This is a genomic window from Pseudomonas reactans, from assembly GCF_013387025.1.
GTDB lineage: Bacteria > Pseudomonadota > Gammaproteobacteria > Pseudomonadales > Pseudomonadaceae > Aquipseudomonas > Aquipseudomonas reactans.
Map to the genome: position 1 here is coordinate 12,540 of NZ_JACAQP010000010.1, position 23,615 is coordinate 36,154.

The window sequence follows — 23,615 nt, forward strand, 5'->3', positions numbered from 1 at the left end:
AACAGGATCATTTAATCAATGGCCACATACGAAATCCTGATAGCCGATGACCACCCGTTGTTTCGCAGTGCGCTGCACCAGGCCGTGACCTTGGGCCTTGGGCCGGACGTCCGCCTGGTCGAAGTGGCCAGCATTGCCGAGCTGGAAGCCCGCCTCACCGAAAAATCCGACTGGGACCTGGTGCTGCTCGACCTGAACATGCCCGGTGCCTACGGTTTCTCCGGATTGGTTCTGCTGCGCGGGCAATATCCGCAAATCCCCGTGGTAATGATCTCGGCCCAGGAAGAAGCCGACGTGGTGGTGCGCTCCAAGGAGTTCGGCGCCAGCGGTTTCATTCCCAAGTCCAGTGCGATGGAAGATATCCAGAAGGCTGTACGCACCGTGCTGGATGGCGATGTGTCCTGGCCGCCGCAAGCGTTTGAAGAAATCAACGTGTCCGACGAAGCCAAGGCCGCCCGTGATGGCCTTGCCAGCCTGACACCGCAGCAGTTCCGGGTGCTGACCATGGTCTGTGAAGGCTTGTTGAACAAGCAGATTGCCTACGAGTTGAGCGTGTCGGAAGCCACTATCAAGGCCCACGTCACGGCGATCTTCCGCAAGCTGGGCGTACGGACACGCACCCAGGCGGCGCTGCTCTTGCAACAACTTGAGTCAATTTCGCAGCATTAAGCTGTCATCGATTCACGCTTTTTTGACTTGGCGTGATCTAGTTTCCCCACTTCTTTGGTTCAGTTGCCTACGTCTATGTCGCCTTTCAAGGGTCAAACCGGTATCAAACGTATCTTCAATGCGGGGGGGTATTCCCTGGATGGCCTGCGTGCAGCTTTCACTGGCGAGGCGGCATTCCGTCAGTTGGTGTTGCTCAACGTGATCCTGATCCCATTGAGCTTCTTCCTGAATGTGAGCCGGGTCGAGCGTGCGTTGCTCATCGCGGTGTGTTTGCTGGCGTTGATTGTCGAGTTGCTCAACTCGGCAGTCGAAGCGGCAATCGACCGCATTTCCCTGGACCGCCACCCGCTGTCGAAAAACGCCAAGGACATGGGCAGCGCCGCGCAGTTTGTCGCGCTGACCATGATCACCCTGGTCTGGGCCGTGATCCTGATCTAACCCTCAGGCAATGCTCGGCAGCACGATCTCGTCGCTGCGCTGAACCCCAGCGGTGAAGGCGCGGCAGAGTTCCAGGAACTCGCGCATCGCCGAGGTCTGGTATTTCTGTTTATGCCAGATGAAGTAGAACTGCCGGGCCAGGTCCAGGTCCGGGGTTTCCACCGGCACCAGGCTGCCACGCCGGAATGCGTCGCGCAGCGCTAGCCGCGAAATGCAGCCAATTCCCAACCCCGACTCCACCGCCCGCTTGATCGCCTCGGTGTGTTCCAGCTCCAGGCGGATATTGAGCGCACTTCGGTGATGGCGCATGGCTTGGTCAAAGGTCAGGCGTGTGCCTGAGCCTTGTTCCCGCAGGATCCACGCTTCGTGGGTCAACTCGTCCATGGTCGCCACGCCACGCTTGGCCAGGTGATGCTGTGGTGCGCAAAACACCACCAGTTCATCCTCCACCCAGGTTTGCACCTCGATATCCGGGTGGCTGCAGTCTCCTTCGATTAGACCCAGGTCAATTTCGTAGTGCGCTACCTGGTGCACGATATGCGCAGTGTTCTGCACATGCAGCTTCACTTGGCTCTCGGGGTGTTGCTGCATGAAGCTGCCGATCAACAGGGTCGCCAGGTAATTACCAATGGTGAGGGTGGCGCCCACCGCCAGGGAACCGAAGCCGGACTTGCCGTTGAGCAGGTCCTCGATCTCCTTGGCCTGGTCGAGCAGCGCCACCGCCTGGGGCAGCAACTGATGACCGAGGGCGTTGAGGCTCAGGCGCTTGCCCGCGCGGTCGAATAATTGGCAGCTGGATTGGCGCTCCAGCTCGGTGATCGAGGTGCTGGCGGCGGATTGAGATAAGGCCAGAAGGCCAGCAGCGCGCGAGACGCTTTCCTGCTGGGCGACGGCGACGAAGACTTGCAGTTGACGGAGAGTAAATCGCATATCGATATAACCGATAACCCTTATCTTAATAATCCAGTTAACAGATATTGTCGCCGCCATTAGAATACTGTGCAATTGCGCATCCCATCTTTGGCGCAGACCCATTTCCAGGAGTCCCCCGTACATGAGCAACATGAACCACGAGCGTGTCCTCAGTGTTCATCACTGGAACGACACTCTGTTCAGCTTCAAGTGCACCCGCGATCCGGGCCTGCGCTTCGAGAACGGTCAGTTCGTGATGATCGGCCTGCAACAGCCCAACGGCCGCCCGCTCATGCGCGCTTACTCCATTGCCAGCCCGAACTGGGAAGAGCATCTGGAGTTTTTCAGCATCAAGGTCCCGGATGGCCCGCTGACTTCCCAATTGCAGCACTTGAAGGAAGGCGACGAGATCATCATCAGCAAAAAACCGACAGGCACCCTGGTGCTTGACGATTTGAAGCCGGGCAAACACCTGTACCTGCTCAGCACCGGTACTGGCCTGGCGCCGTTCATGAGCGTAATCCAGGACCCGGAAACCTACGAGCGCTTTGAAAAAGTGATCCTGTGCCACGGCGTGCGTTACGTCAACGAAGTCGCCTACCGCGAATTTATCACCGAGCACCTGCCGCAAAACGAATTCTTCGGCGAGGCCCTGCGTGACAAGTTGATCTACTACCCGACCGTGACCCGCGAGCCGTTCGAAAACGAAGGCCGCCTGACCGACCTGATGCGCAGCGGCAAGCTGTTCAGCGACATCGGCCTGCCGCCGATCAACCCCGAGGATGACCGCGCCATGCTGTGCGGTAGCCCAAGCATGCTGGACGAAACCAGCGAAGTGTTGAACAGCTTCGGCCTGAAAGTTTCGCCACGGATGCGTGAGCCGGGTGATTACTTGATCGAGCGTGCGTTCGTCGAGAAGTGACTTCGGGTCACTTGTAGGAGCTAGCTTGCTCGCGAAGAACGTCAACGATAACGCCAGCGCCCTGAATCAACGCGGTGCCTGTTCGTTTTTCGCGAGCAAGCTAGCTCCTACAAAAACATAAAAAAGCCCCGCTCTCTTACGAGAAGCGGGGCTTTTTCGTTTCTGCAGGGTTACTGCGCGGGAACCACTTCCAGCACACAAATCATCCCCGGTTCCGGATAGTGCCAGCGCACATCCACGTCCCAGAATTGCGCCCCGTATTCACGTTCGGACGTAGGAACCTGGTAAGCCGGCCGCGGATCTTGCGCCAAACACTGCTCAATCAATGCCACCAACGGCTCGCCCAGGCGCTGCGCATGGCCTTGTGCCTGTTGCAGGGCGGTCTTGAGCCACTGCACCGGAATCAGCTGCGGCGCGGCGCTCGCGATGTCGTTGGTCGCCGTGTCGACCATGTCGGCATACGGCACATACGGCTTGATATCCAGCACCGGCGTGCCGTCCAGCAGATCAATCCCGGAGATCCACAGCCGCCCAGGCTCCACCTTGTCCAATTTCACCACTGACTGGCCAATGCCGTTGGGTCGGTGGGTGGCGCGGGTGGCAAACACGCCCATGGACGTGTTGCCACCCAGGCGCGGCGGGCGCACTTTCAGGCGTGGCTTGTCTTCCAGCGCCTGGTGAAACAGGAACAGCAGCCACACATGGCTGACCTGCTCCAGGCCCTCTACAGCTTCGCCACCGTCGAACGGCGCCACCAGCTCCAGCACGCCGCGGGCGGCGGGTGCCAGTTGCGGCTGGCGCGGGATGGCGAATTTCTCCTTGAAGCAGGAGCGCACGAAGCCGACGGGCGAGACGTTGTAACTCATGGCTTACGCGCGAACTCGCAGCGTCAGACCCTTGAGGAAGTTGCGCAACAACTGGTCGCCGCACGGGCGATAGTTGGTGTGGCCGAACTTGCGGAACAGCGCGCTCAGTTCCGGCTTGGACACCGGGAACTCGGCGGCCTTGAGGATGGCGTGCATGTCGTCTTCCTTCAGTTCGAAGGCCACGCGCAGCTTCTTGAGAATGATGTTGTTGGTCACCGGGGTCTCGATCGGCTGCGGCGGACGGCTTTCGTCCTTGCCGCGCTTGAAGATCACCAAGCCATCGAGGAAGTGCGCCATGACGTCATCCGGGCAGAACACGAAGCCTTCTTCTTCATCTTTCTTGAGGTAGGTCAGCAGGTCGTCCTTGGTCACGTCCATGCCGCCGAGCTTGATGATCTCGACCATCTTGTTGTCACTGATGTCGAGCATGTAGCGCACGCTGCGCAGTACGTCATTGTGAATCATGGTGGGCAATCCTGGTATTCAACTGAGGACACCGCGCAAAAGAGGCGGTATCGGGAAAAAGGGCAGCGGCTTAGAACTTCTCTTTGCCGGACAGGTAACGCCATTGGCCAACCGGCACCTTGCCGATGGACACGCCGCCAATGCGGATACGACGAATGGCAATGACTTTGAGGCCAACCGCTTCACAGAACAGCGCGATCACGCCTGGCTGCGGGTTTTTCATCGCAAAACGCAGGCGGTTTTCGTTCTGCCAGCTGGCTTTGACCGCCGGCAGCTCTTTGCCTTTGTAGGTCAGGCCGTGGTTCAGGCGATTGAGGCCGTGGGCAACCATGTCGCCTTCCACTTCCACCACGTACTCCTGCTCGATCTTGGCGGCATCGGCGGTCAACTTGCGCAGGATCTTCCAGTCCTGGGTAAACACCAGCAGGCCGCTGGCCTTGGCTTGCAGGTCAGCGCTGGCGGTCAGACGCAGGAAGTGGCCCTTGAGCGGGCGCTTGCCGAAGCGGTGTTCTTCCGAGAGGGTATCGGCGCTGATCGACGCCATGGCCGTTTCGGCATCTACCCCAGCCGGGGCGTGCAGCAGGAGGGTCACCGGCTCGGGTGCGGTGGCCCTGGCCTCTGGATCCAGCTCGACCTTTTGGGTGGTGACCTTGAACTGTGGTTCGTCGATCACTTCACCGTCCACCGAGACCCAGCCGCCTTCGATGAACAGCTCAGCCTCCCGACGGGAGCAACCGACCAGTTCGATAAGGCGTTTGGAGAGGCGTATGGGGTCAGTCATGACAAGGGCCGTAGCAAAAGGGGGCAGCTATTGTACCTGTGTGGGCGCGGTTAATCCCGGCCCCATTTCATTTAGCCTTGACGCACTTGCGGCTGCACCTGGCGCAAACGCATGTGCAACAACGGATAGGGCTGCCCGAGGCCGTCATGCTCCGTGCGTCCGATCACTTCGAACCCCTGTTTGAAGTAAAAACCCAGGGCCTGGGGGTTTTGTTCGTTGACGTCCAGCTCATCGGCGTTCAGGTGCTCGATCGCATAGCGTAGCAGTTGCCGACCCAGGCCTTCGCCCCGATGCAGCGGGGCGATGAACAGCATCTCCACCTTGCCCGACGCCACGCCGGCAAACCCGGTGATACGCTGGCGCGGGTCTTTGGTACAGATCAACATCACAGCGTCCAGGTAACGCGTCAGCACCAGGTTCTTCAGCAATACGATGTAACTGTCCGGTAGAAAGTCGTGGGTCGCACGGACCGAGTCTTCCCATATTTGTGCCAACTGTATGTAGTCGCTGGTTTTAGGTGTGTGGATAACCGAATGCTGACGCATGCCCGCTGCCCCTTGCCGATGATTGGCGTCGATGGGCAAAACGATAGACCTAAAAAAGCCCCGCATCTTGTCCAGAGGCGGGGCTTTTTCGGTTTATTTACGGCTTAGTCGCGCTTTTCAGCCCACAAGTCGTATTCGTCGGCATCGGTCACGGTGCACCAGACCTTGTCGCCCGGCTTCAAACCGCTGGCATCGTCGATAAACACGTTACCGTCGATCTCCGGTGCATCGAAGAAGCAACGGCCGACCGCGCCTTGCTCGTCGACTTCGTCGATCAGCACCTCGATTTCCTTGCCGATGCGCAGTTGCAGGCGTGCCGAGCTGATAGCCTGCTGGTGCGCCATGAAACGCTCCCAACGGTCTTGCTTGACGTCGTCCGGCACCACGGCCAGGTCCAGCAGGTTGGCCGGAGCGCCTTCCACCGGCGAGTACTGGAAGCAACCGACGCGGTCCAGTTGGGCTTCGGTCAGCCAGTCCAGCAGGTATTGGAAGTCTTCTTCGGTTTCGCCGGGGAAGCCGACGATGAAGGTCGAACGGATGATCAGTTCCGGGCAGATTTCGCGCCAGTTCTTGATACGCGCCAGGGTCTTGTCTTCGAACGCCGGGCGCTTCATGGCCTTGAGCACTTTCGGGCTGGCGTGCTGGAACGGGATGTCCAGGTACGGCAGGATCTTGCCGGCGGCCATCAGCGGGATCAGCTCGTCCACGTGCGGGTACGGGTAGACGTAGTGCAGGCGTACCCATACGCCCAGGCTGCTCAAGGCTTCGCACAGTTCGGTCATGCGGGTTTTCACCGGCGCGCCGTTCCAGAAGCCGGTGCGGTACTTCACGTCGACGCCGTAGGCGCTGGTGTCCTGGGAGATCACCAGCAGCTCCTTGACGCCCGACTTGACCAGGCGCTGGGCCTCGTCGAGCACGTCACCGACCGGACGGCTGACCAACTTGCCGCGCATCGACGGGATGATGCAGAAGCTGCAGCTATGGTTGCAGCCTTCGGAAATCTTCAGGTATGCGTAGTGGCGCGGGGTCAGCTTGATGCCTTGCGGCGGCACCAGGTCGATCAGCGGGTTGTGGTCCTGGCGCGGCGGTACCACTTCGTGCACGGCGTTGACCACCTGCTCGTATTGCTGCGGACCGGTCACCGCCAGCACGCTCGGGTGCACGTTGCGGATATTGCCTTCTTCCACGCCCATGCAGCCGGTCACGATGACCTTGCCGTTTTCCTTGATCGCTTCGCCGATCACTTCCAGGGATTCCGCCTTGGCCGAATCGATGAAGCCGCAGGTGTTGACCACCACCACGTCGGCATCCTGGTAAGTGGACACAACGTCATAGCCTTCCATACGCAGTTGCGTGAGGATGCGCTCGGAGTCGACCAGAGCCTTCGGGCAACCCAGGGAAACAAAGCCAACCTTGGGGTTGGCTTTTGCGATGGTGGTGGACATGTCTAACCTCGGTATTGAATGACGCCGCCAGTCGGGCACGACAAGGCTGCGGACGGGCGCTTGGTGCGCCTCTGATCAAAAAGTGCGCAATTCTAGCGACGGGCAACGCACTTGACCAGCTTTATGCAGGGAAATGCGACGAGTGCTGCATGGATGCATTCCCACAACCGCTGCTCCACTCTTAAGCCCGAACGTCTTGCTCCGTGCGGTGCGATACAACTTTAGACATGCCTACACCTAACGCCTGAAGCACTTTCAGAAGGGTGGAGAGCTTAGGGTCGCCGCCAACGGCGATGGATCTGTAGAGATTTGCTCGATTGAGCCCCGTATTCTGCGACAAGCTGAGCATCCCGCCGCGCGCTTCTGCCACTCGACGGACAGCGACCAGGAATGCATCCTCCCCCCCTGCCTCATCGATTTCCTCAAGCGCGACAGAAAGGTATTCGAGGGCGAAGGCTTCGTCGTTTCGAAGCATTTCAAGGACGCTGTCTTCATGAGAGCGAGTACGAATAGTCATTTTTGCTGCACCTTGTAAGATTTCCAGAGAGCCTTGGCCTGATGGATGTCGTTCTGCTGTCTGGCCTTTGAGCCACCGCCCAACAGGAAAACAATTTTTTCGATCCTGGATCGCGTAATACACGCGAAATCCGGGCCCAAAGTCGAGCGTCATCTCAAACACGCCATCACCCACTGGCTCCGTAATGCCAAAGTGACCAAGGGCCGCTCGGTCCACTCTTGTGGTGATTCTTGCTTTTGAACGCGTGTCTTGCACGGTATCTAGCCAGGCTTGGTAGATATCCACGCCATTGACGGAGAGTACGTGTTTCACTTCGTACATGAGGAATGTACCTTAAAAGAGACAGGTCGATGATTGAGTTTCTATATCGACAGGGCGGGCCATGCAGGAGCATGGTTTATTGATCGGATAAGCCTGCGGGGACTGCCTGCATGCGCCGCTAAGGCAGCAACATTGAGCCGGGCGAAAATATACGGCCAGCCGTGATGTGATCAATGGAGGCAAATAGGCGCCAAAATGCCCTGATCTCTTTTAATGGCATCAGAAAAACTAACCCGAATCACTTGAGCAGGGAAATGCGACGAGTGCTGCGCTATGCTTCGCGCCGTTGTGCGTAGGTAAAGTCCTAAGGTCAACAAAACGTCTGTTACGAGAAGTAAAACAGCGCATGCTAGGGTCAGCTTAGACGCGTTGTTAATAAAAGACCGCAGGTCAAAGGGCAGGAGTAGTTGATGGGTCACGCGAGTAGTCAGGCAGCAGGTGCCGAGCAGTCAAACGCCAAGCCGATTGGCATGCTGGTGGCAGCGGTCGGGGTGGTTTACGGCGATATCGGGACCAGCCCGCTCTACACCCTTAAAGAGGTGTTCAACGGCGGTTATGGGGTTCAGGTCAATCATGACGGTGTGCTGGGGATCCTGGCGCTGATCTTCTGGTCGCTGATCTGGGTGGTGTCGATCAAGTACATGCTGTTCGTGCTGCGTGCCGATAACCAGGGCGAGGGCGGCATCATGGCGCTCACGGCACTGGCACGACGGGCGGCGGGGGAGCGCAAGAAGTTGCGCAGTTTCCTGGTGGTGTGCGGCCTGTGCGGCGCGGCGCTGTTCTACGGCGACAGCATGATTACCCCGGCGATCTCCGTGTTGTCTGCGGTTGAAGGCCTGGAACTGGCCTTCGACGGCCTGGAGAAATGGGTCGTGCCCATCGCCCTGGTCGTGCTCGTGGCGCTGTTCCTGATCCAGAAACATGGCACCGACCACATCGGCAAGCTCTTCGGGCCGGTGATGGTGACTTGGTTCCTGGTGCTGGGTGGCCTCGGTGTGTATGGCATCACCCTGCACCCTGAAGTACTCAGTGCGATGAACCCGATGTGGGCGGTGCGCTTCTTCGAGGCGCATCCTGGCATTGGCGTGGCCATCCTGGGCGCGGTGGTGCTGGCACTGACCGGCGCCGAAGCGCTGTACGCCGATATGGGCCACTTCGGCCGCAAACCCATCGCCCGCGCCTGGTTCATGCTGGTGCTGCCGGCGCTGGTGCTCAATTATTTCGGCCAGGGCGCCATGCTGCTCGGTGACCCGGAGGCCGCGCGCAACCCGTTTTACCTGCTGGCGCCGAGCTGGGCGCTGATCCCGCTGGTGGTGTTGTCTACCCTGGCCACGGTGATTGCCTCCCAGGCAGTGATTTCCGGTGCGTTCTCGTTGACACGCCAGGCGATCCAGTTGGGTTACATCCCGCGCATGCACATTCAGCACACTTCAAGCGCCGAGCAGGGCCAGATCTACATCGGCGCGGTGAACTGGTCGCTGATGGTGGGCGTAATCCTGCTGGTGCTGGGCTTTGAGTCGTCCAACGCGCTGGCATCGGCCTACGGCGTGGCGGTGACGGGCACCATGTTGATGACCACCATTCTGGTGTCGGCAGTGATGCTGCTGCTGTGGAAATGGCCGCCGATCCTGGCAGTACCGGTTCTGATCTGCTGCCTGTTAGTGGACGGCCTGTACTTTGCCGCCAACGTGCCGAAGATCATCCAGGGCGGCGCCTTCCCGGTGCTGGCGGGGATCGTGCTGTTCGTGCTGATGACCACGTGGAAGCGCGGCAAGCAATTGCTGGTGGAACGCCTCGACGAAGGTGGCCTGCCGCTGCCGATCTTCATCAGCAGTATCCGCGTGCAGCCGCCTCATCGCGTGCAGGGCACCGCCGTGTTCCTCACCGCGCGCCCGGACGCTGTGCCTCACGCGCTGTTGCACAACCTGCTGCACAACCAGGTATTGCATGAGCAAGTGGTGCTGCTGACAGTGGTCTATGAGGATATTCCGCGCGTACCTGCTGCACGGCGGTTCGAGGTGGATGCCTACGGCGAAGGCTTCTTCCGCGTGATCCTGCACTTCGGTTTCACCGATGAGCCGGATGTACCGGAGGCGCTGAAATTGTGCCATCTGGATGACCTGGACTTCAGCCCGATGCGCACCACCTACTTCCTCAGCCGCGAAACGGTCATCGCCTCGCGGATCAAGGGCATGGCCCGTTGGCGCGAAGCTTTGTTCGCCTTTATGTTGAAGAACGCCAACGGCAACCTGCGCTTCTTCAAACTCCCGGTAAACCGGGTGATCGAGCTGGGCACCCAGGTCGAAATGTAAGCTATTGCAATACGGGGGCCGGCAATCGGTCCCCGCTTTTCCTTCTGAACCCTGTGCAATCCAGCGTTGTCGACTAGGCTCTAAGCACTGTTTGAATAGTGCCCACAGAACCAGAAGAGGTGCGCCATGAGTCAGCTGCTCGAACCTTATACTCTCCGTCAATTGACCCTGCTCAACCGCATCGCCGTGTCGCCCATGTGCCAATACTCAAGCGTCGATGGCCTGGCGAATGACTGGCACCTGGTACACCTCGGCAGCCGTGCCGTCGGCGGCGCCGGGTTGATCTTCACTGAAGCCACCGCCGTGACTGCCGATGGCCGCATCACCGCCCAGGACCTGGGCCTGTGGAACGACGCTCAAATCGAACCGCTGCAACGCATCACGCGTTTCATCGCGGCCCAAGGCGCGGTGGCCGGCATTCAACTGGCTCACGCCGGGCGCAAGGCCAGCACTCACCGGCCTTGGATCGGCAAGCACGGCAGCGTCAAGCCGGAGGACGGCGGCTGGACGCCGGTAGGGCCATCGCCGATTGCCTTCGACCCTCAGCACACCCAGCCCAAGCCATTGGACGAAGGCCAGATCCAGCAAGTGATCGCCGATTTTGTCGCCGCCGCCAAGCGCGCGTTGACCGCAGGCTTCGAAGTGGTGGAAATCCACGCGGCCCATGGTTACCTGTTGCATCAATTTCTCTCACCGATCAGCAATCAGCGTCAGGACCAGTACGGCGGCTCGTTCGAAAACCGCATCCGTCTGGTGCTGCAAGTGACCCAGGCCGTGCGTGATGTCTGGCCCCAGGAGTTGCCGCTGTTTGTGCGGGTGTCGGCCACCGATTGGGTGGAAGACGGCTGGAACCCCGATGAAACCGTGGAGCTGGCGCGTCGCCTGAAGGACTTGGGGGTGGACCTGATCGACGTCTCCTCCGGTGGCACCGCGGCCAACGCCGAGATCCCTACCGGCCCCGGTTACCAGACCCGTTTCGCCGAGCGCGTGCGCAAAGAGTCGGGCATGGCCACCGGCACCGTTGGCATGATCACCGAGCCGGCCCAGGCTGAGCACATCCTGCGCACCTGCCAGGCCGATATTATCTTCCTGGCCCGTGAGCTGTTGCGTGATCCGTACTGGCCGTTGCATGCCGACGATGACCTGGGCGGACGCAAGGCCATCTGGCCAGCTCAGTACCAGCGTGCCACGCACCGGGATCAGCCGATTCATGAGTCGGACCTGCGTGACTGAACCTGCCTGATGTGCCCACCAAACCCACCCTGATCCGGTGGGTTTTTTCTTGCTCGTGTTTAACACAAGCCTGATCCTTGGTTGCCTAAAAGCAGGAGGCCATCATGCTGGTGGAACGTGCGTTAACTGAAAGTGATATCCCGTTGCTGGCAACCATCGACCGCACGGAGCTGATCCACCAATGCTATCGCGTGGACGGTGGTCAGTTGGTGTTGTACGCCGCTTACCACGACATGCGCGGTTGGCCCGAAGGTGAAGCTGAACAGGACGCCGTGGCGTTGCATGCCTGCCTGAAACGCGGCGGGTGGTTGCTGGGTGTATTCGACGGTCCCGCGTTGGTCGCGGCGGCGGTGGTGGACAATCGCACCCTCCATAACCAGCAGCTGCGCATGCGCCAACTGAAGTTCCTGCACGTCAGTCATGCGGCGCGTGGCTTGGGGTTGGGCGGGCGTTTGTTTGCGCTGGCTTGTGAGCACGGCCGTCAAGCCGGAGTGGATGCGTTGTATATCTCGGCCACGGAATCGCGCAATACCGTGGACTTTTACCTACGCCAAGGCTGCCTGTTACTGCCGCAACCTGATCCTGAACTGTTTGCGCAAGAGCCCCATGACATTCATCTCTACCGACCGATAGGTGAGAAAAGGCTGTAGGTCTTTGTTACCGAAGCAAATATTTAAGTGATTACTCTAAAAAAGTCCCACGCTCGGCAATAAGGTTTCTACGCTTAGGGTAAGCCTGATTTCTGGCCCAGGAAGTCAGTTGGTTTACTCACTGAGGCATTGCGCTTCATGGGAGGCAGTTATGGGCAACGGGAGTATTTGATGGATATCAGGAGAAGCAGTCCATGGCCAGTTCCTATGGTGTAGCGGGTGTGGTGGCGTCATTTCTGGCCCGCAGGGTGTCTTTGCGTGGCCGAAGGCTGAGTTCGGATGAAGTGGAATTGCTGGCGCAGTACCGCGCCCTGACCGAGAACGATCAGGTGGCGATGCGCTATTTGATTGGGGCGATGAAAAGTGTGTCGCGGTTCTGAGCCGCAGGGGGAACGTTCCCACGCATGCGTGGGAACGCGGTCAATCAGGTGTACTTACGCTGGTCCGGAGCCGGCGGGAAGTACTGGTACAACCAGGTTTCACTCAAGGTGCGGTCCTGGGTGCGTATGAACAGGCGCAGTTCTACCGGCTCTACGCTGTCGCTGGTCGGGTACCAGTCAAACAGGATGCGGTAGCCCTTGATGTTATCCAGCACCAGTACGCTGAAGTCTTTCACTTCGCCATGGGAGCAGGTCACCACCGGTTCGATCCCGGTGCCCGGTGGCAGGCGATCCAGGCCGCCGCCCTTGAAGTCCACGGCAAAACGGCGCGCCCACACCGGTGGGTAGTGCTCGCCCGGTGCCCAGCCCTCGGTAAAACCACCCATGCCTGAACGAGTCGCGTCGACTTGCGCCAACGGCGTGCTCACCGGCGGCAGGGCGCTCCAGTACAGCTTGTAGCCATAGTTGAGCGAGTCGCCGGCCGCCACGGGTTTTTTCGGGGTCCAGAAGGCCACGATGTTATCCAGGGTCTCACCGGTTGTAGGGATTTCCAGCAGATCGATAGAGCCCTCGCCCCATGCAGTGGTCGGTTCTACCCACAGGCTCGGGCGCTTGCTGTACCAGTCCACGGTGTCCTGGTAGCTGGCGAACTCATGGTCGGTCTGCACCAGGCCGAAGCCTTTCGGGTCTTTGTCGGCGAACGCGTTGAATTGCAGCTTGGCCGGGTTGTTCAGCGGGCGGCAGATCCACTCGCCGTTGCCGCGCCACATGGCCAGGCGATCCGAATCGTGGATCTGCGGGTGGATGGTGTCGCACATGCGCCGTTCGTGTGTGCCGCAACTGAACATGCTGGTCATCGGCGCGATGCCCAGTTGTTCGATGGTGGTGCGCGCGTTGATGTGTGCGTCGATCGCCATCACGACCTGGTTGGCCTGGCAGTCGATATCGAAACGGTAGGCACCCGTGGCGCTCGGCGAATCGAGCAGGGCGTAGACTACGAAGCGTGTGGCGTTCTTGTCCGGCGTTTCAAACCAGAACTGCGTGAAGTCGGGGAACTCCTCGCGCTTTTTCGCGTAGGTGTCGATGGCCAGGCCACGGGCCGAAAGACCGTACTGCCCGGTGCTGTCCACCGCGCGGAAGTAGCTGGCGCCGAGAAACGACAGTACGTCATGGCGGTCCAGCTCCGGCGCCTTGAACAGCTTGAAGCCGGAAAAACCCAGGTCACCGGTCAATTGCTTGGTATCGACCGTGGTCTTTTCGTAGTTGAACAAAGATGGACGGAAATGCACTTCGCGGGCTTCGCGGGTCTTGGGGTCGACACTGTGCATGCGCACCGGCGTCTTGAAGCCCATGCCGACGTGGAAGAACTGCACGTCCAGTTGGCCGTTCAATTCCTTCCACAACGAATGGTTCCCGTCGTAGCCGATGGCGTTGAAATTCTGCGGGGTCATGGTCGCCAGTGTTGGCGGCAGCACCTGTTTGGTGTCCTTGTAAGCGGTCCCGGCGAGTTGTTTGGCCTGGGCCTTGAGCGAGTCGAAATCGAACGCCACGGCCTTGCCATCAGCGGCACGGTTCCCGGCCCAGGCCTGGGCGGCAAGCAGGCCGCTGGCCGACAAACCGGTGTAAGCCGCAATGGCCATGGACGCTTTGAGCAAATTCCTGCGGTGCATAGAGACAACCTGTCGTGAGCAAATCCCGCGCCGTTCCTGGCACGTATCGGATCAGAAATTACGGTTCGGACATGCCTTCGACCAAACGCAACGGACATTAAACAGACGCCGGATAGCTTAAGCGGTTCGATGACGTAGGAAAATTGATTGATAGCGGGGTGATGGCGTTGCAAGTGCGACAAGACATTTCCAGCGCTGTGGCCGAACACTTTCCTTGAACCTTATGACGATCAAATGTGGGAGCGGGCTTGCTCGCGAATGCGGTGTGTCAGCTGATACAGCTTTCACTGATCCACCGTATTCGCGAGCAAGCCCGCTCCCACATTTAGACTGTATTTCAGCTCACTTCGCCCACAGCCCGGTAAGCCTCATCAATCGCCGCATGCGCATACGCACTCCACGCCGCGTCCGAGTTGGCGATGCTCACATGCCCCACCGGCTTTTTCGCCAGGTTCATCCACGCCTCGCTCTGGTCCGCATCGTCGAACAAGCTGTTGGAGAAGCTCGCATAACCGTGTGACCAGCGGTTGACAGTGATCGCCAGAATGTCGGTCTCATGGTTGAACCCACCCGGCCCGAGCATGCGTTGCAACTGGTCACGCAACTGCGCTTCCAGTTGCTCGAACGTCTGCCCATAGAGCTTGCCCCGCCCGGCGCGGGCCTGGTCGCGGGCGTTCATGCCGCTGTTGGGGCTGGTGGGTACGTAGACCATGTGCAAGCCGATCGGCTGCGTCGGGTCGCGCGGGTGGTCGTAGCCGCCCATGCTCACCGGGTAATCCAGCTTGATGCGGCTGTAAGGCTGGGTCGCCGCGTAGATTTCATGCACCCCCAACTTCTGGAACGACTGCCAATTGCGGATCACCACCTTGGTGTACACCAGCGGGTACTTCACGTTCTGGCTCAGGGCTTGAGCCTGTGGCGCCGGCAGGTCCTTCAACAGGTACGGGATCATCATGTTGTAGCAGGCCAGGATGCAGCGTTTGCCGCGCACCTGTGCGAGTTGTCCGCCACGGCTGTAGCCGATATGCACGCTGCTGCCGACGTTACGCACGCTGACCGCCGTGCTGTTCAAGCGCAAGCGCACGGCCGCCTTGGGCTGGTCGAGCTTGGCGTAGTCAAACGCCGCCAGCACGATATCGTCCATGGTGTGCCCTGGCGCCACGCCCGGAATCAGGCTGCGCACCAGCAACCGCGCCACCGACGCATTGCCATCCGGGAAGTGGTAGATGTAGGGCTCTTCCATTTCCGCTGCCGTTTCTTCGCTGATCGGCGCCAGGTTCATCCCGGCAAAGCCTGGGAAACCCACGCTATAAGCGTCAGCAGCAGCGACGGCATCGATGCTCAACGCCATGAAGTCATTGGTGCGACTCTGGAAGTACTTCACTGCGCCCTCCGACAATCCTACGTTCTTGAGCAGGAAATCGCGGTAGCTGGTAGCCGCCAGGGTGTCGGCCTTTTCTTCGGCCGTCTTGCCCGGCAAGTAATCCTTGGGCGCGGTGTGCAGTTCGATCAGGGCCAGGCGGTCTGCCGCTGGCAAGGGGAAGTCATTGATGAAGTCGTGGATGGCGCGGGCATTCAACTGGTCGGGTGCAATATCGTCGGCCACCATTGGCGTCGGATCGCCGGTCACCAGTTTGTCTTCGCCGAAGTTTTCCTTGTCGAAAAACACCCCGCGCGACAGCCCAAGGCCCGGATAAAACTGGCGGTCGAAGGCGGTTTCGAAGCGCTTGATGTTCACCCCGAGCTTTTTCAACAGCCCGTTCACTTCCTGGCTGTACAGGTGGTTGGGCGACTGGAGCGCCTCGCTGCCGCCGTAGCCGATGATCATGCGACCTCCGGCTTGGAATTCATTGCGCTTGGCGTGGCCGCCGAAGTCGTCGTGGTTTTCCAGGATCAGGATCTTCGCCTTGGGGTGCTTCTCGCGGTAGAACCAGGCCGCCGACAAACCACTCAAGCCGCCGCCCACGACCACCAGGTCGTAGTCCTCAGTGATTGGCAGTGTGTCGGTGTCGAACCCCTTCTTTTCCCAGCCCATCTGGTGCGCCACTTCGAACGAGCCGGCATGGCTGCCGCGCAGGCCGGTGAGGGCGGGTGGGTAGTAACGGCCATCGGGAGCGGCTTGCAGGAGTTGCAGTGGGGTCATGCCGGCGGCGATGGTGACGGCGACGCCGTTGAGGAAGTCGCGGCGGGTGATATCCATGGGGGATCCTGAAAATTATTGTTATAGGTTCCCGGCATCCAGGGAGGATGCCGGGTTAAATCGTCAGTGCTTGAACATCACATGGCGCACGGTCGTGTAGTCCTCCAGCCCGTACACGGACATATCCTTGCCATAACCGGACAGTTTCTGACCGCCGTGGGGCATTTCGCTGACGAGCATGAAGTGGGTGTTCACCCAGGTGCAGCCGTACTGCAGGCGTGCGGCCAAGCGGTGGGCGCGTCCTACATCGGCGGTCCATACGGACGACGCCAGGCCGTAGTCCGAATCATTGGCCCAGCCCAGTACCTGTGCTTCATCGTTGAACTTGGTTACCGACACCACCGGCCCGAACACTTCGCGGCGCACGATCTCATCGTCCTGCTGCGCGTCAGCCAGCACGGTCGGCTCAAAGAAGAAACCATTGCCTTCCACGGCCTTGCCACCGGTGACCAGGCGAATGTGCGGCTGCGCCACGGCGCGTTCGACGAAGCCCGCGACGCGGTCGCGATGCTGCGCGGTAATCAACGGGCCCAATTCGGTAGCCGGATCATCCTGCAAGCCATACTGGATGCTGGCGACCGCCGCGCCGAGCTTCTCGACAAACTTGTCGTAGATCTGCGCTTGCGCATAAATCCGACAGGCCGCCGTGCAATCCTGACCGGCGTTGTAGAAGCCAAAAGTACGAATACCGTCCACGGCGGCGTCGATGTCCGCGTCGTTGAAGATGATCACTGGCGCCTTGCCACCCAACTCCATGTGCATGCGCTTCACGCTGTCGGCGGTGCTGGAGATAATGTTTGCGCCCGTGGCGATGGAGCCGGTCAGCGACACCATGCGCACTTTCGGGTGGTTCACCAGCGGGCTACCGACGGTTGGCCCACGGCCGAACACCAGGTTGAGCACACCGGCCGGGAAGATTTCAGCGGCCAATTCGACCATGCGTAGCGCGGTCAACGGGGTTTGCTCCGACGGCTTGAGCACCACGGTATTACCGGCGGCGAGGGCCGGGGCGATTTTCCAGGCGACCATCATCAGCGGGTAGTTCCACGGTGCAATGGACGCAATCACCCCCACCGGGTCGCGGCGGATCATCGAGGTATGGCCGGGCAGGTATTCGCCGCCGGCCGAGCCGCTCATGCAACGGCTGGCGCCGGCAAAGAAGCGGAATACGTCGGCAATCGCCGGGATCTCATCGTTCAGCGCGGCGCTGTAGGGCTTGCCGCAATTGTCCGATTCCAGCTTGGCCAGCTCTTCGCCATGGGCTTCGATCACGTCCGCCAGTTTCAGCAGCAGCAGCGAGCGGTCCTTGGGCGCGGTTTGCGACCAGCTTTCGAAAGCCGCATCGGCTGCGCGCACGGCGGCGTCGACCTGGGCTTCGCTGGCTTCGTTGATCTCTACCAGCACGCGGCCGAGCGCCGGGTTGAATACCGCCTGGGCCGGGCCTTCGCCTTCGACCAGTTGGCCATTGATCAGCAGTTTGGTTTGCATCGCCATGTCCTCTTCAAACAATTATTTACCGCCACTCCCGGCCACGCTTTCACCGCCGCGTGTCAGGTAATAGGCACCGAGAATCGGGAACATCGTCACCAGCATCACCAGCATCGCGACCACGTTGGTCACTGGCACATCCCGTGGGCGGCTCAGTTGGTTGAGCAGCCACAACGGCAAGGTGCGTTCGTGGCCGGCGGTGAAGGTGGTGACGATGATTTCGTCGAATGACAGCGCAAAGGCCAGCATGCCGCCGGCCAGCAGCGCCGAGCCCAGATTGGGCATGATGATGTAGCGGAAGGTCTGCCAGCCGTCGGCGCCCAGGTCCATCGAGGCTTCGATCAGGCTGTGGGAGGTGCGGCGCAAGCGGGCGATGACGTTGTTATAGACGATCACCACGCAGAAGGTCGCGTGGCCGACGATGATGGTGAACATCCCCGGCTCGATACCCAGCGTCTTGAAGGTCGCCAGCAACGCGATACCGGTGATGATCCCCGGCAGCGCAATCGGCAGGATCAGCATCAACGACACGCCTTGCTTGCCGAAAAACTCACGGCGATACAGCGCCGCTGAGGCCAGGGTGCCGAGCACCATGGCGATCAGTGTGGCGATGGCCGCGATCTGCAATGACAGCTTGATCGCTTCCAGCACATCCGGCCGGGCGAAGGCCACGCTGAACCACTTCAACGTGAAGCCCTGTGGCGGGAAGCTGAACGCCGCTTCTTCTGTGTTAAAGGCGTAGAGGAAGATGATCAGGATCGGGAAGTGGAGAAAAACCAGTCCACCCCAAGCTGCGATCTTCAGACCCATGGAAGATTTTTCAGAGTGCATCGAAGGCCCCCAGGCGTTTGACGATGGACAGGTAAACCGCGATCAGCACGATCGGCACCAGGGTGAACGCTGCGGCCATGGGCATGTTGCCGATGGCGCCTTGCTGGGCGTAGACCATGCCGCCGACGAAGTAACCCGGCGGGCCCACCAGCTGCGGCACGATGAAGTCGCCCAGGGTCAGCGAGAAGGTGAAGATGGAGCCGGCGGCAATCCCCGGAATCGACAGCGGCAAGATCACCTGCATGAAGGTCTGGCGCGGCTTGGCGCCAAGATCCGCCGAGGCTTGCAGCAACGACGGCGGCAAACGTTCCAGCGACGCCTGGATCGGCAGGATCATGAACGGCAGCCAGATATAGACGAACACCATGAAGCGCCCCAGGTGCGAGGTGCTCAAGGTGCTGCCGCCCACGCCGGGAATGCCCAGCACGAACTGCAACACCGGCTCCAAACCCAAGTGCTGCACGAACCATTGCGCCACGCCGCCCTTGGCCAGCAGCAAGGTCCAGGCATACGCCTTGACGATGTAGCTGGCCCACATCGGCATCATCACCGCGATGTAGAAGAACGCCTTGGTCTTGCCCGTGGTGTAGCGCGCCATGTAGTAGGCGATCGGGAACGCAACGACGGCGCTGGCGATCGACACCACGATCGCCATGCTCAGGGTGCGCACGATGATGTCGAAGTTCGACGGCTGGAACAGCGCGGCGAAGTTGGCCAGGGTCAGGTCTGGGGTGACCGCCATGGTGAAATCGTCAAACGTATAGAAGCCTTGCCAGAGCAGGGTCAGCAGCGAACCGAGGTAGATCGCGCCGAACCAGATCAGCGGCGGCACCAGCAGCATCGCCAGGTAGAGGTTGGGCTTGCGGTACAGCAGGTTGGAAAACCTGCGCATCGGCGGTTGGGAAAGGGCCAGGCTCATGTCACACCTCGCCTGCGATGTCGGTCAGCGGCACCATGGCTTCACGGGCCCAGCGCGCGGTGAGGGTCTGGCCAACCTGGTGGCCGGCGCTGGTGTCCAGCCACTGGTTGTTGGCGCGGCTGATGTTCAGGGCCTGGCCGTTTTCCAGTTTCAGTTCATAGCGTGTGGCGCTGCCCTGGTACTGGATGTCGTGGAGCAAGCCGCTGATTTCCACTTCGCCAACGCCCAACGGGCCTTCGGCAAATCGCACATGTTCCGGGCGGATCGAGAAGGGTTGCGCAGTGCCGCTGAGGCGCTGGGCCAGTTCGCCACGAATCACGTTGGAGGTGCCCACGAACTCGGCGACGAACGACGTGGCCGGTTTCATATAGAGGTTGCGCGGGGTGTCGACTTGCTCGATGCGGCCTTTGTTGAACACGGCGACGCGGTCGGACATCGACAGCGCTTCGGTCTGGTCGTGGGTCACGAAGATAAAGGTGATGCCCAACTGGCGTTGCAGCTTCTTCAGCTCGCTTTGCATCTGCTCGCGCAGCTTGAGGTCGAGGGCGCCCAGGGGTTCGTCCAGCAGCAACACCCGTGGACGATTGACCAGGGCGCGGGCCAGGGCGACCCGTTGACGTTGCCCGCCGGAGAGTTGCACCGGCTTGCGGTCGCCGTAGCCGCCGAGGGCGACCATGGCCAGCGCCTCTTCGGCGCGGTTCAGGCGTTCTGCCTTGACCACGCCCTTGACCTTGAGGCCGTAGGCCACGTTGTCGCGCACATTCATATGGGGGAACAGCGCGTAATCCTGGAACACAGTGTTTACATCACGCTGATACGGCGGCAAGCCGGCGGCTTCCTCGCCATGGATACGGATCGAGCCTGCGCTCGGCTGCTCGAACCCGGCGATCAGGCGCAGGCAGGTGGTCTTGCCCGAGCCGGAAGGGCCGAGCATGGAAAAGAACTCGCCGTCCTGGATATCGATGGAAACCCGGTCAACGGCTTTCACTTCGCCGAACTGACGGGAAACGTGGGTGAATTGGACTGCAAGCGTCATGGTGCGGTGCTCCAAAAAGGCGCGGGTCGTCGCAGCGGCCCGGCCTGGACTTCTGAAAAATCTGGGAATCTGTTAACGCAAATGAAATGTGGGAGCTTTTCTGTGGGAGACGGGCTTGCCCGCGATGCAGGCGCCTCGGTGTGTCTGTTGCACCGAGGTGATGCCATCGCAGGCAAGCCAGCTCCCACAGGGTTCTCTTTCAGTTCAGGAACTAGCGGCCGCCCATGATCGCGATGTAATCCTGGGTCCAGCGGCTGTACGGCACGAACTTGCCGCCTTCAGCCTGAGGGGTTTTCCAGAAGGCGATCTTTTCGAACTGGTCGAAACCATTGGTCTTGCACCCCTCGGCGCCGAGCAGTTCGCTTTCCTTGCACGCCGCAGGCACGGCCGGCAGCGAACCGAACCAGGCGGCGACATCGCCCTGGACCTTCGGCTGCAGCGACCAGTCCATCCACTTGTAGGCGCAGTTCGGGTGCTTGGCCTCGGTGTGCAGCATGGTGGTGTCGGCCCAGCCGGTGGCGCCTTCCTTTGGAATGGTCGAGGCAATCGGCTGTTTCTCGTTCTGCAGGCCGTTGACCTGATACGGCCAGGCGCTGGAGGCCACCACGCCTTCATTCTTGAAGTCACTCATTTGCACGGTGGTGTCGTGCCAGTAGCGGTGGATCAGCGGCTGTTGTGCGCGCAGCAGTTCGAGCACGGCCTTGTACTGGGTTTCAGTCAGTTCATAGGGGTTCTGGATGCCCAGTTCCGGCTTGGTCGACTTGAGGTACAGCGCCGCATCGGCAATGTAGATCGGGCCGTCATACGCCTGCACACGGCCTTTATTCGGCTTGCCGTCCGGCAGGTTCTGCGCGTCGAACAGCACGTTCCAGCTGGTGGGCGCGGTCTTGAACACGTTGGTGTTGTACATCAACACGTTCGGGCCCCACTGGTACGGGGTGCCGTAGGTTTGCTGGCCGACCACATACCACGGCGCATCTTTCAGGCGCGGGTCGATGTTCTTCCAATTGGGGATCAGTGAGGTGTTGATCGGCTGCACCCGCTTGCCGACGATCAACCGCAGCGACGCATCGCCCGATGCGGTCACCACGTCATACCCGCCCTTGGCCATCAGGCTGACCATTTCGTCCGAGGTGGCGGCGGTTTTCACGTTGACCTTGCAGCCGGTTTCCTTCTCGAAACCGGTGACCCAGTCGTAGGCCTTGTCGCTTTCGCCACGTTCGATATAACCGGGCCAGGCGACGATATCCAACTGGCCTTCACCGGCGCCCACCGCTTTGAGCGGTTCGGCGGCCTGGAGGCTGGCGCTGGCCAGCAGCGCGGTAGTCAGGGCACTGAGCAGTGCGGTCTTGTGCGCAGACATGGGGGTTCCCTCTTCTTTAATTATGGTCGGGGCAGTGTTTGAAGCCGGTAACGCAACAGCTTAGTTGTTGTTTTAAAGATGCTGACCGTGGCGCGCCATGATGTGGCGCACCACGCTGTAGTCCTGCAGCGAATCGCTGGACAGATCCTTCCCATACCCAGAGCGCTTCAAGCCGCCGTGGGGCATTTCACTGACCAGCATGAAATGGCTGTTGATCCAGGTGCAGCCGTATTGCAGGCGCGCCGCCACCTGCATGGCCTTGTCCAGGTTCTGGGTCCACACCGAGGAGGCCAGGCCGTATTCGGAGTCATTGGCCCAGTCCACTGCTTGTTCCAGCTCGTCGAAGCGGGTCACGGTGACCACCGGGCCGAACACTTCGCGCTGCACGATTTCATCGTTCTGTTTACAGCCAGCGAGCAAGGTGGGCTGGTAATAGAAGCCCGCGCCGGAATGCACGGCGGCGCCGGTGATGCGTTCAATATGCGGCTGGCCGAGGGCGCGCTCGACAAAACTGGCGACGCGGTCGCGCTGGCGCGTGCTGATCAGCGGGCCGAGTTCATTGTCGGCATCGCGTTTGCCGGCAAAACGCAGGCTGCTGACCGCTGCGCCCAGCTCAGCCACCAGTTTGTCGTGGATACCGGCCTGGGCGTAGATGCGGCACGCGGCGGTGCAATCCTGGCCGGCGTTGTAATAACCGTAGGCGCGCACGCCTTCGACCACGGCTTGCAGGTCGGCGTCGTTGCAGACGATTACCGGCGCCTTGCCGCCCAGTTCCAGGTGCGTGCGCTTAAGCGTCTTGGAGGCGGCTTGCAGGATTTTCTGCCCGGTGACGATATCGCCGGTCAACGAGACCATGCGTACCTTGGCGTGACTGACCAAGTGACTGCCGACGCCTTCGCCGCCGCCACACAAAATGTTGATCACGCCACGTGGCAGCAGCTCTTTAAGCACGGGCGCCAGGGCCAGGATCGACAGCGGCGTGTGTTCCGAAGGCTTGAACACCAGGGTATTGCCGGCGGCCAGGGCCGGGGCGATTTTCCATGCGGCCATCATCAGCGGGTAGTTCCACGGCGCAATCGAGGCGACCACACCAATCGGATCGCGGCGCACCATGCTGGTGTAGCCCGGCAGGTACTCGCCGCTGAGCTGGCCGGTCTGGCAACGCACCGCACCGGCGAAGAAGCGGAACACATCCACGGTGGCGCTCAAGTCATCCTGACGCGCCAGGTGCAACGGCTTGCCGCAGTTCAGGGATTCCAGGCGGGCCAGGTAATCGGCTTGTTTTTCGATGGCGTCAGCGATGCCGAGCAAGATGTTCGAGCGCTGTTGCGGCGTGGTCCGCGACCAACCGGCAAAGGCGCGGTGGGCGGCGAGGATCGCGCTTTCGACTTGCTCGGTGCTGGCTTCGGCGATCTGGGTGAGGACTTCACCGGTGGCCGGGTTGAGGATCGGCTCGGCAAAACCCTGGCCCTGGACCAGTTCGCCGTCGATCAGCAACGCAGTGAGCAGCGGGGTGGGCGCGCCGGACATTTTTCGCGATCTCTTTTCTTGTGTGGCCATGGGCGTTCTCTTACGAGGGCCTGACCTTTCTCTTATGGATGCACAGAGACTAGAGGTCAGGCGCGAGGTCAACAAATACTAAATACTGAATG

Annotated in this window: 22 protein-coding genes and 1 pseudogene; 7 read left to right on the forward strand and 16 right to left on the reverse strand. The window is 60.5% G+C overall.

Annotation, left to right across the window (positions count from 1 at the left end; translation table 11 throughout):
• Positions 1 to 18 precede the first annotated feature (18 nt).
• Both erdR and HX793_RS12470 read left to right on the forward strand, forming a co-directional pair.
• A complete protein-coding gene (erdR, locus tag HX793_RS12465; protein ID WP_177094826.1) occupies positions 19 to 669 on the forward strand; it encodes a response regulator transcription factor ErdR in 651 nt (216 codons plus the stop codon).
• 75 nt (positions 670 to 744) lie between these two features.
• Positions 745 to 1,107 carry a diacylglycerol kinase gene (locus HX793_RS12470; RefSeq protein WP_003172176.1) on the forward strand — a complete coding sequence of 121 codons (363 nt, stop codon included), beginning with the start codon at positions 745 to 747 and terminating at the stop codon, positions 1,105 to 1,107.
• 3 nt (positions 1,108 to 1,110) lie between these two features.
• Here HX793_RS12470 and HX793_RS12475 read toward each other — a convergent pair whose 3' ends face one another.
• A complete protein-coding gene (locus HX793_RS12475) occupies positions 1,111 to 2,037 on the reverse strand; it encodes a LysR family transcriptional regulator (RefSeq protein WP_003189054.1) in 927 nt (308 codons plus the stop codon).
• Between the two features lie 124 nt (positions 2,038 to 2,161).
• Here HX793_RS12475 and fpr point away from each other — a divergent pair, with 124 nt between their 5' ends.
• A complete protein-coding gene (fpr, locus tag HX793_RS12480) occupies positions 2,162 to 2,941 on the forward strand; it encodes a ferredoxin-NADP reductase (protein ID WP_003189055.1) in 780 nt (259 codons plus the stop codon).
• A gap of 170 nt (positions 2,942 to 3,111) precedes the next feature.
• Here the strand turns inward: fpr and tsaA are convergent, their stop codons facing one another.
• The 7 genes and pseudogenes from tsaA to HX793_RS31555 form a co-directional block, all read right to left on the reverse strand.
• Complete coding sequence (gene tsaA, locus HX793_RS12485; RefSeq protein WP_177059360.1) at positions 3,112 to 3,807, reverse strand: tRNA (N6-threonylcarbamoyladenosine(37)-N6)-methyltransferase TrmO; 696 nt, start codon at positions 3,805 to 3,807, stop codon at positions 3,112 to 3,114.
• Between the two features lie 3 nt (positions 3,808 to 3,810).
• Positions 3,811 to 4,272, reverse strand: coding sequence for a YehS family protein (locus HX793_RS12490; protein ID WP_016977930.1), 462 nt, complete (start codon positions 4,270 to 4,272; stop codon positions 3,811 to 3,813).
• Positions 4,273 to 4,342: 70 nt separating this feature from the next.
• A complete protein-coding gene (locus HX793_RS12495) occupies positions 4,343 to 5,053 on the reverse strand; it encodes an rRNA pseudouridine synthase (protein WP_177059359.1) in 711 nt (236 codons plus the stop codon).
• A 71-nt stretch (positions 5,054 to 5,124) separates the two neighbouring features.
• Positions 5,125 to 5,598, reverse strand: coding sequence for a GNAT family N-acetyltransferase (locus HX793_RS12500; protein ID WP_016977927.1), 474 nt, complete (start codon positions 5,596 to 5,598; stop codon positions 5,125 to 5,127).
• A 104-nt stretch (positions 5,599 to 5,702) separates the two neighbouring features.
• On the reverse strand, positions 5,703 to 7,043 hold the full coding sequence (rimO, locus tag HX793_RS12505) for a 30S ribosomal protein S12 methylthiotransferase RimO (protein WP_003231334.1): 1,341 nt from the start codon (positions 7,041 to 7,043) through the stop codon (positions 5,703 to 5,705).
• Between the two features lie 181 nt (positions 7,044 to 7,224).
• Positions 7,225 to 7,560 carry an addiction module antidote protein gene (locus HX793_RS12510; protein WP_133074474.1) on the reverse strand — a complete coding sequence of 112 codons (336 nt, stop codon included), beginning with the start codon at positions 7,558 to 7,560 and terminating at the stop codon, positions 7,225 to 7,227.
• A pseudogene (locus HX793_RS31555) lies at positions 7,557 to 7,881 on the reverse strand (type II toxin-antitoxin system RelE/ParE family toxin). The gene HX793_RS12510 and the pseudogene HX793_RS31555 overlap by 4 nt, the downstream one beginning before the upstream one ends.
• A gap of 410 nt (positions 7,882 to 8,291) precedes the next feature.
• Between HX793_RS31555 and HX793_RS12520 the strand changes: the two are divergent.
• The 4 genes from HX793_RS12520 (at position 8,292) to HX793_RS12535 (ending at position 12,456) form a co-directional block, all read left to right on the forward strand.
• A complete protein-coding gene (locus HX793_RS12520; RefSeq protein ID WP_016977926.1) occupies positions 8,292 to 10,193 on the forward strand; it encodes a potassium transporter Kup in 1,902 nt (633 codons plus the stop codon).
• Between the two features lie 126 nt (positions 10,194 to 10,319).
• Positions 10,320 to 11,426 (forward strand): NADH:flavin oxidoreductase/NADH oxidase, encoded by a 1,107-nt coding sequence (locus HX793_RS12525; protein WP_016977925.1) that lies wholly within the window; start codon positions 10,320 to 10,322, stop codon positions 11,424 to 11,426.
• Positions 11,427 to 11,530: 104 nt separating this feature from the next.
• Complete coding sequence (locus tag HX793_RS12530; RefSeq protein WP_177053324.1) at positions 11,531 to 12,076, forward strand: GNAT family N-acetyltransferase; 546 nt, start codon at positions 11,531 to 11,533, stop codon at positions 12,074 to 12,076.
• A gap of 194 nt (positions 12,077 to 12,270) precedes the next feature.
• Positions 12,271 to 12,456, forward strand: coding sequence for a hypothetical protein (locus HX793_RS12535; RefSeq protein ID WP_095014919.1), 186 nt, complete (start codon positions 12,271 to 12,273; stop codon positions 12,454 to 12,456).
• Between the two features lie 44 nt (positions 12,457 to 12,500).
• Here the strand turns inward: HX793_RS12535 and HX793_RS12540 are convergent, their stop codons facing one another.
• The 8 genes from HX793_RS12540 to HX793_RS12575 form a co-directional block, all read right to left on the reverse strand.
• Entirely contained in the window at positions 12,501 to 14,126 is a 1,626-nt protein-coding gene (locus HX793_RS12540) for a glucan biosynthesis protein D (RefSeq protein WP_016977922.1), read from the reverse strand.
• A 337-nt stretch (positions 14,127 to 14,463) separates the two neighbouring features.
• Positions 14,464 to 16,326, reverse strand: a complete 1,863-nt coding sequence (locus HX793_RS12545; RefSeq protein WP_177094824.1) for an NAD(P)/FAD-dependent oxidoreductase — start codon at positions 16,324 to 16,326, stop codon at positions 14,464 to 14,466.
• A 63-nt stretch (positions 16,327 to 16,389) separates the two neighbouring features.
• Positions 16,390 to 17,814 carry a gamma-aminobutyraldehyde dehydrogenase gene (locus HX793_RS12550; protein ID WP_177094822.1) on the reverse strand — a complete coding sequence of 475 codons (1,425 nt, stop codon included), beginning with the start codon at positions 17,812 to 17,814 and terminating at the stop codon, positions 16,390 to 16,392.
• 21 nt (positions 17,815 to 17,835) lie between these two features.
• The gene (locus HX793_RS12555; RefSeq protein WP_012722540.1) at positions 17,836 to 18,645 is read right to left on the reverse strand and encodes an ABC transporter permease; all 810 of its coding nucleotides are present in this window, start codon (positions 18,643 to 18,645) and stop codon (positions 17,836 to 17,838) included.
• Positions 18,635 to 19,564, reverse strand: coding sequence for an ABC transporter permease (locus tag HX793_RS12560; protein ID WP_016977918.1), 930 nt, complete (start codon positions 19,562 to 19,564; stop codon positions 18,635 to 18,637). Before HX793_RS12560 ends, HX793_RS12555 begins: the two co-directional genes overlap by 11 nt.
• A 1-nt stretch (position 19,565) precedes the next feature.
• Positions 19,566 to 20,600, reverse strand: coding sequence for an ABC transporter ATP-binding protein (locus HX793_RS12565; protein WP_016977917.1), 1,035 nt, complete (start codon positions 20,598 to 20,600; stop codon positions 19,566 to 19,568).
• Between the two features lie 211 nt (positions 20,601 to 20,811).
• On the reverse strand, positions 20,812 to 21,963 hold the full coding sequence (gene ydcS, locus HX793_RS12570; RefSeq protein WP_177094820.1) for a putative ABC transporter substrate-binding protein YdcS: 1,152 nt from the start codon (positions 21,961 to 21,963) through the stop codon (positions 20,812 to 20,814).
• A 72-nt stretch (positions 21,964 to 22,035) separates the two neighbouring features.
• Positions 22,036 to 23,493: a gamma-aminobutyraldehyde dehydrogenase gene (locus tag HX793_RS12575; protein ID WP_177053327.1), complete on the reverse strand. Its 1,458-nt coding sequence runs from the start codon at positions 23,491 to 23,493 to the stop codon at positions 22,036 to 22,038.
• Positions 23,494 to 23,615: the final 122 nt, after the last annotated feature.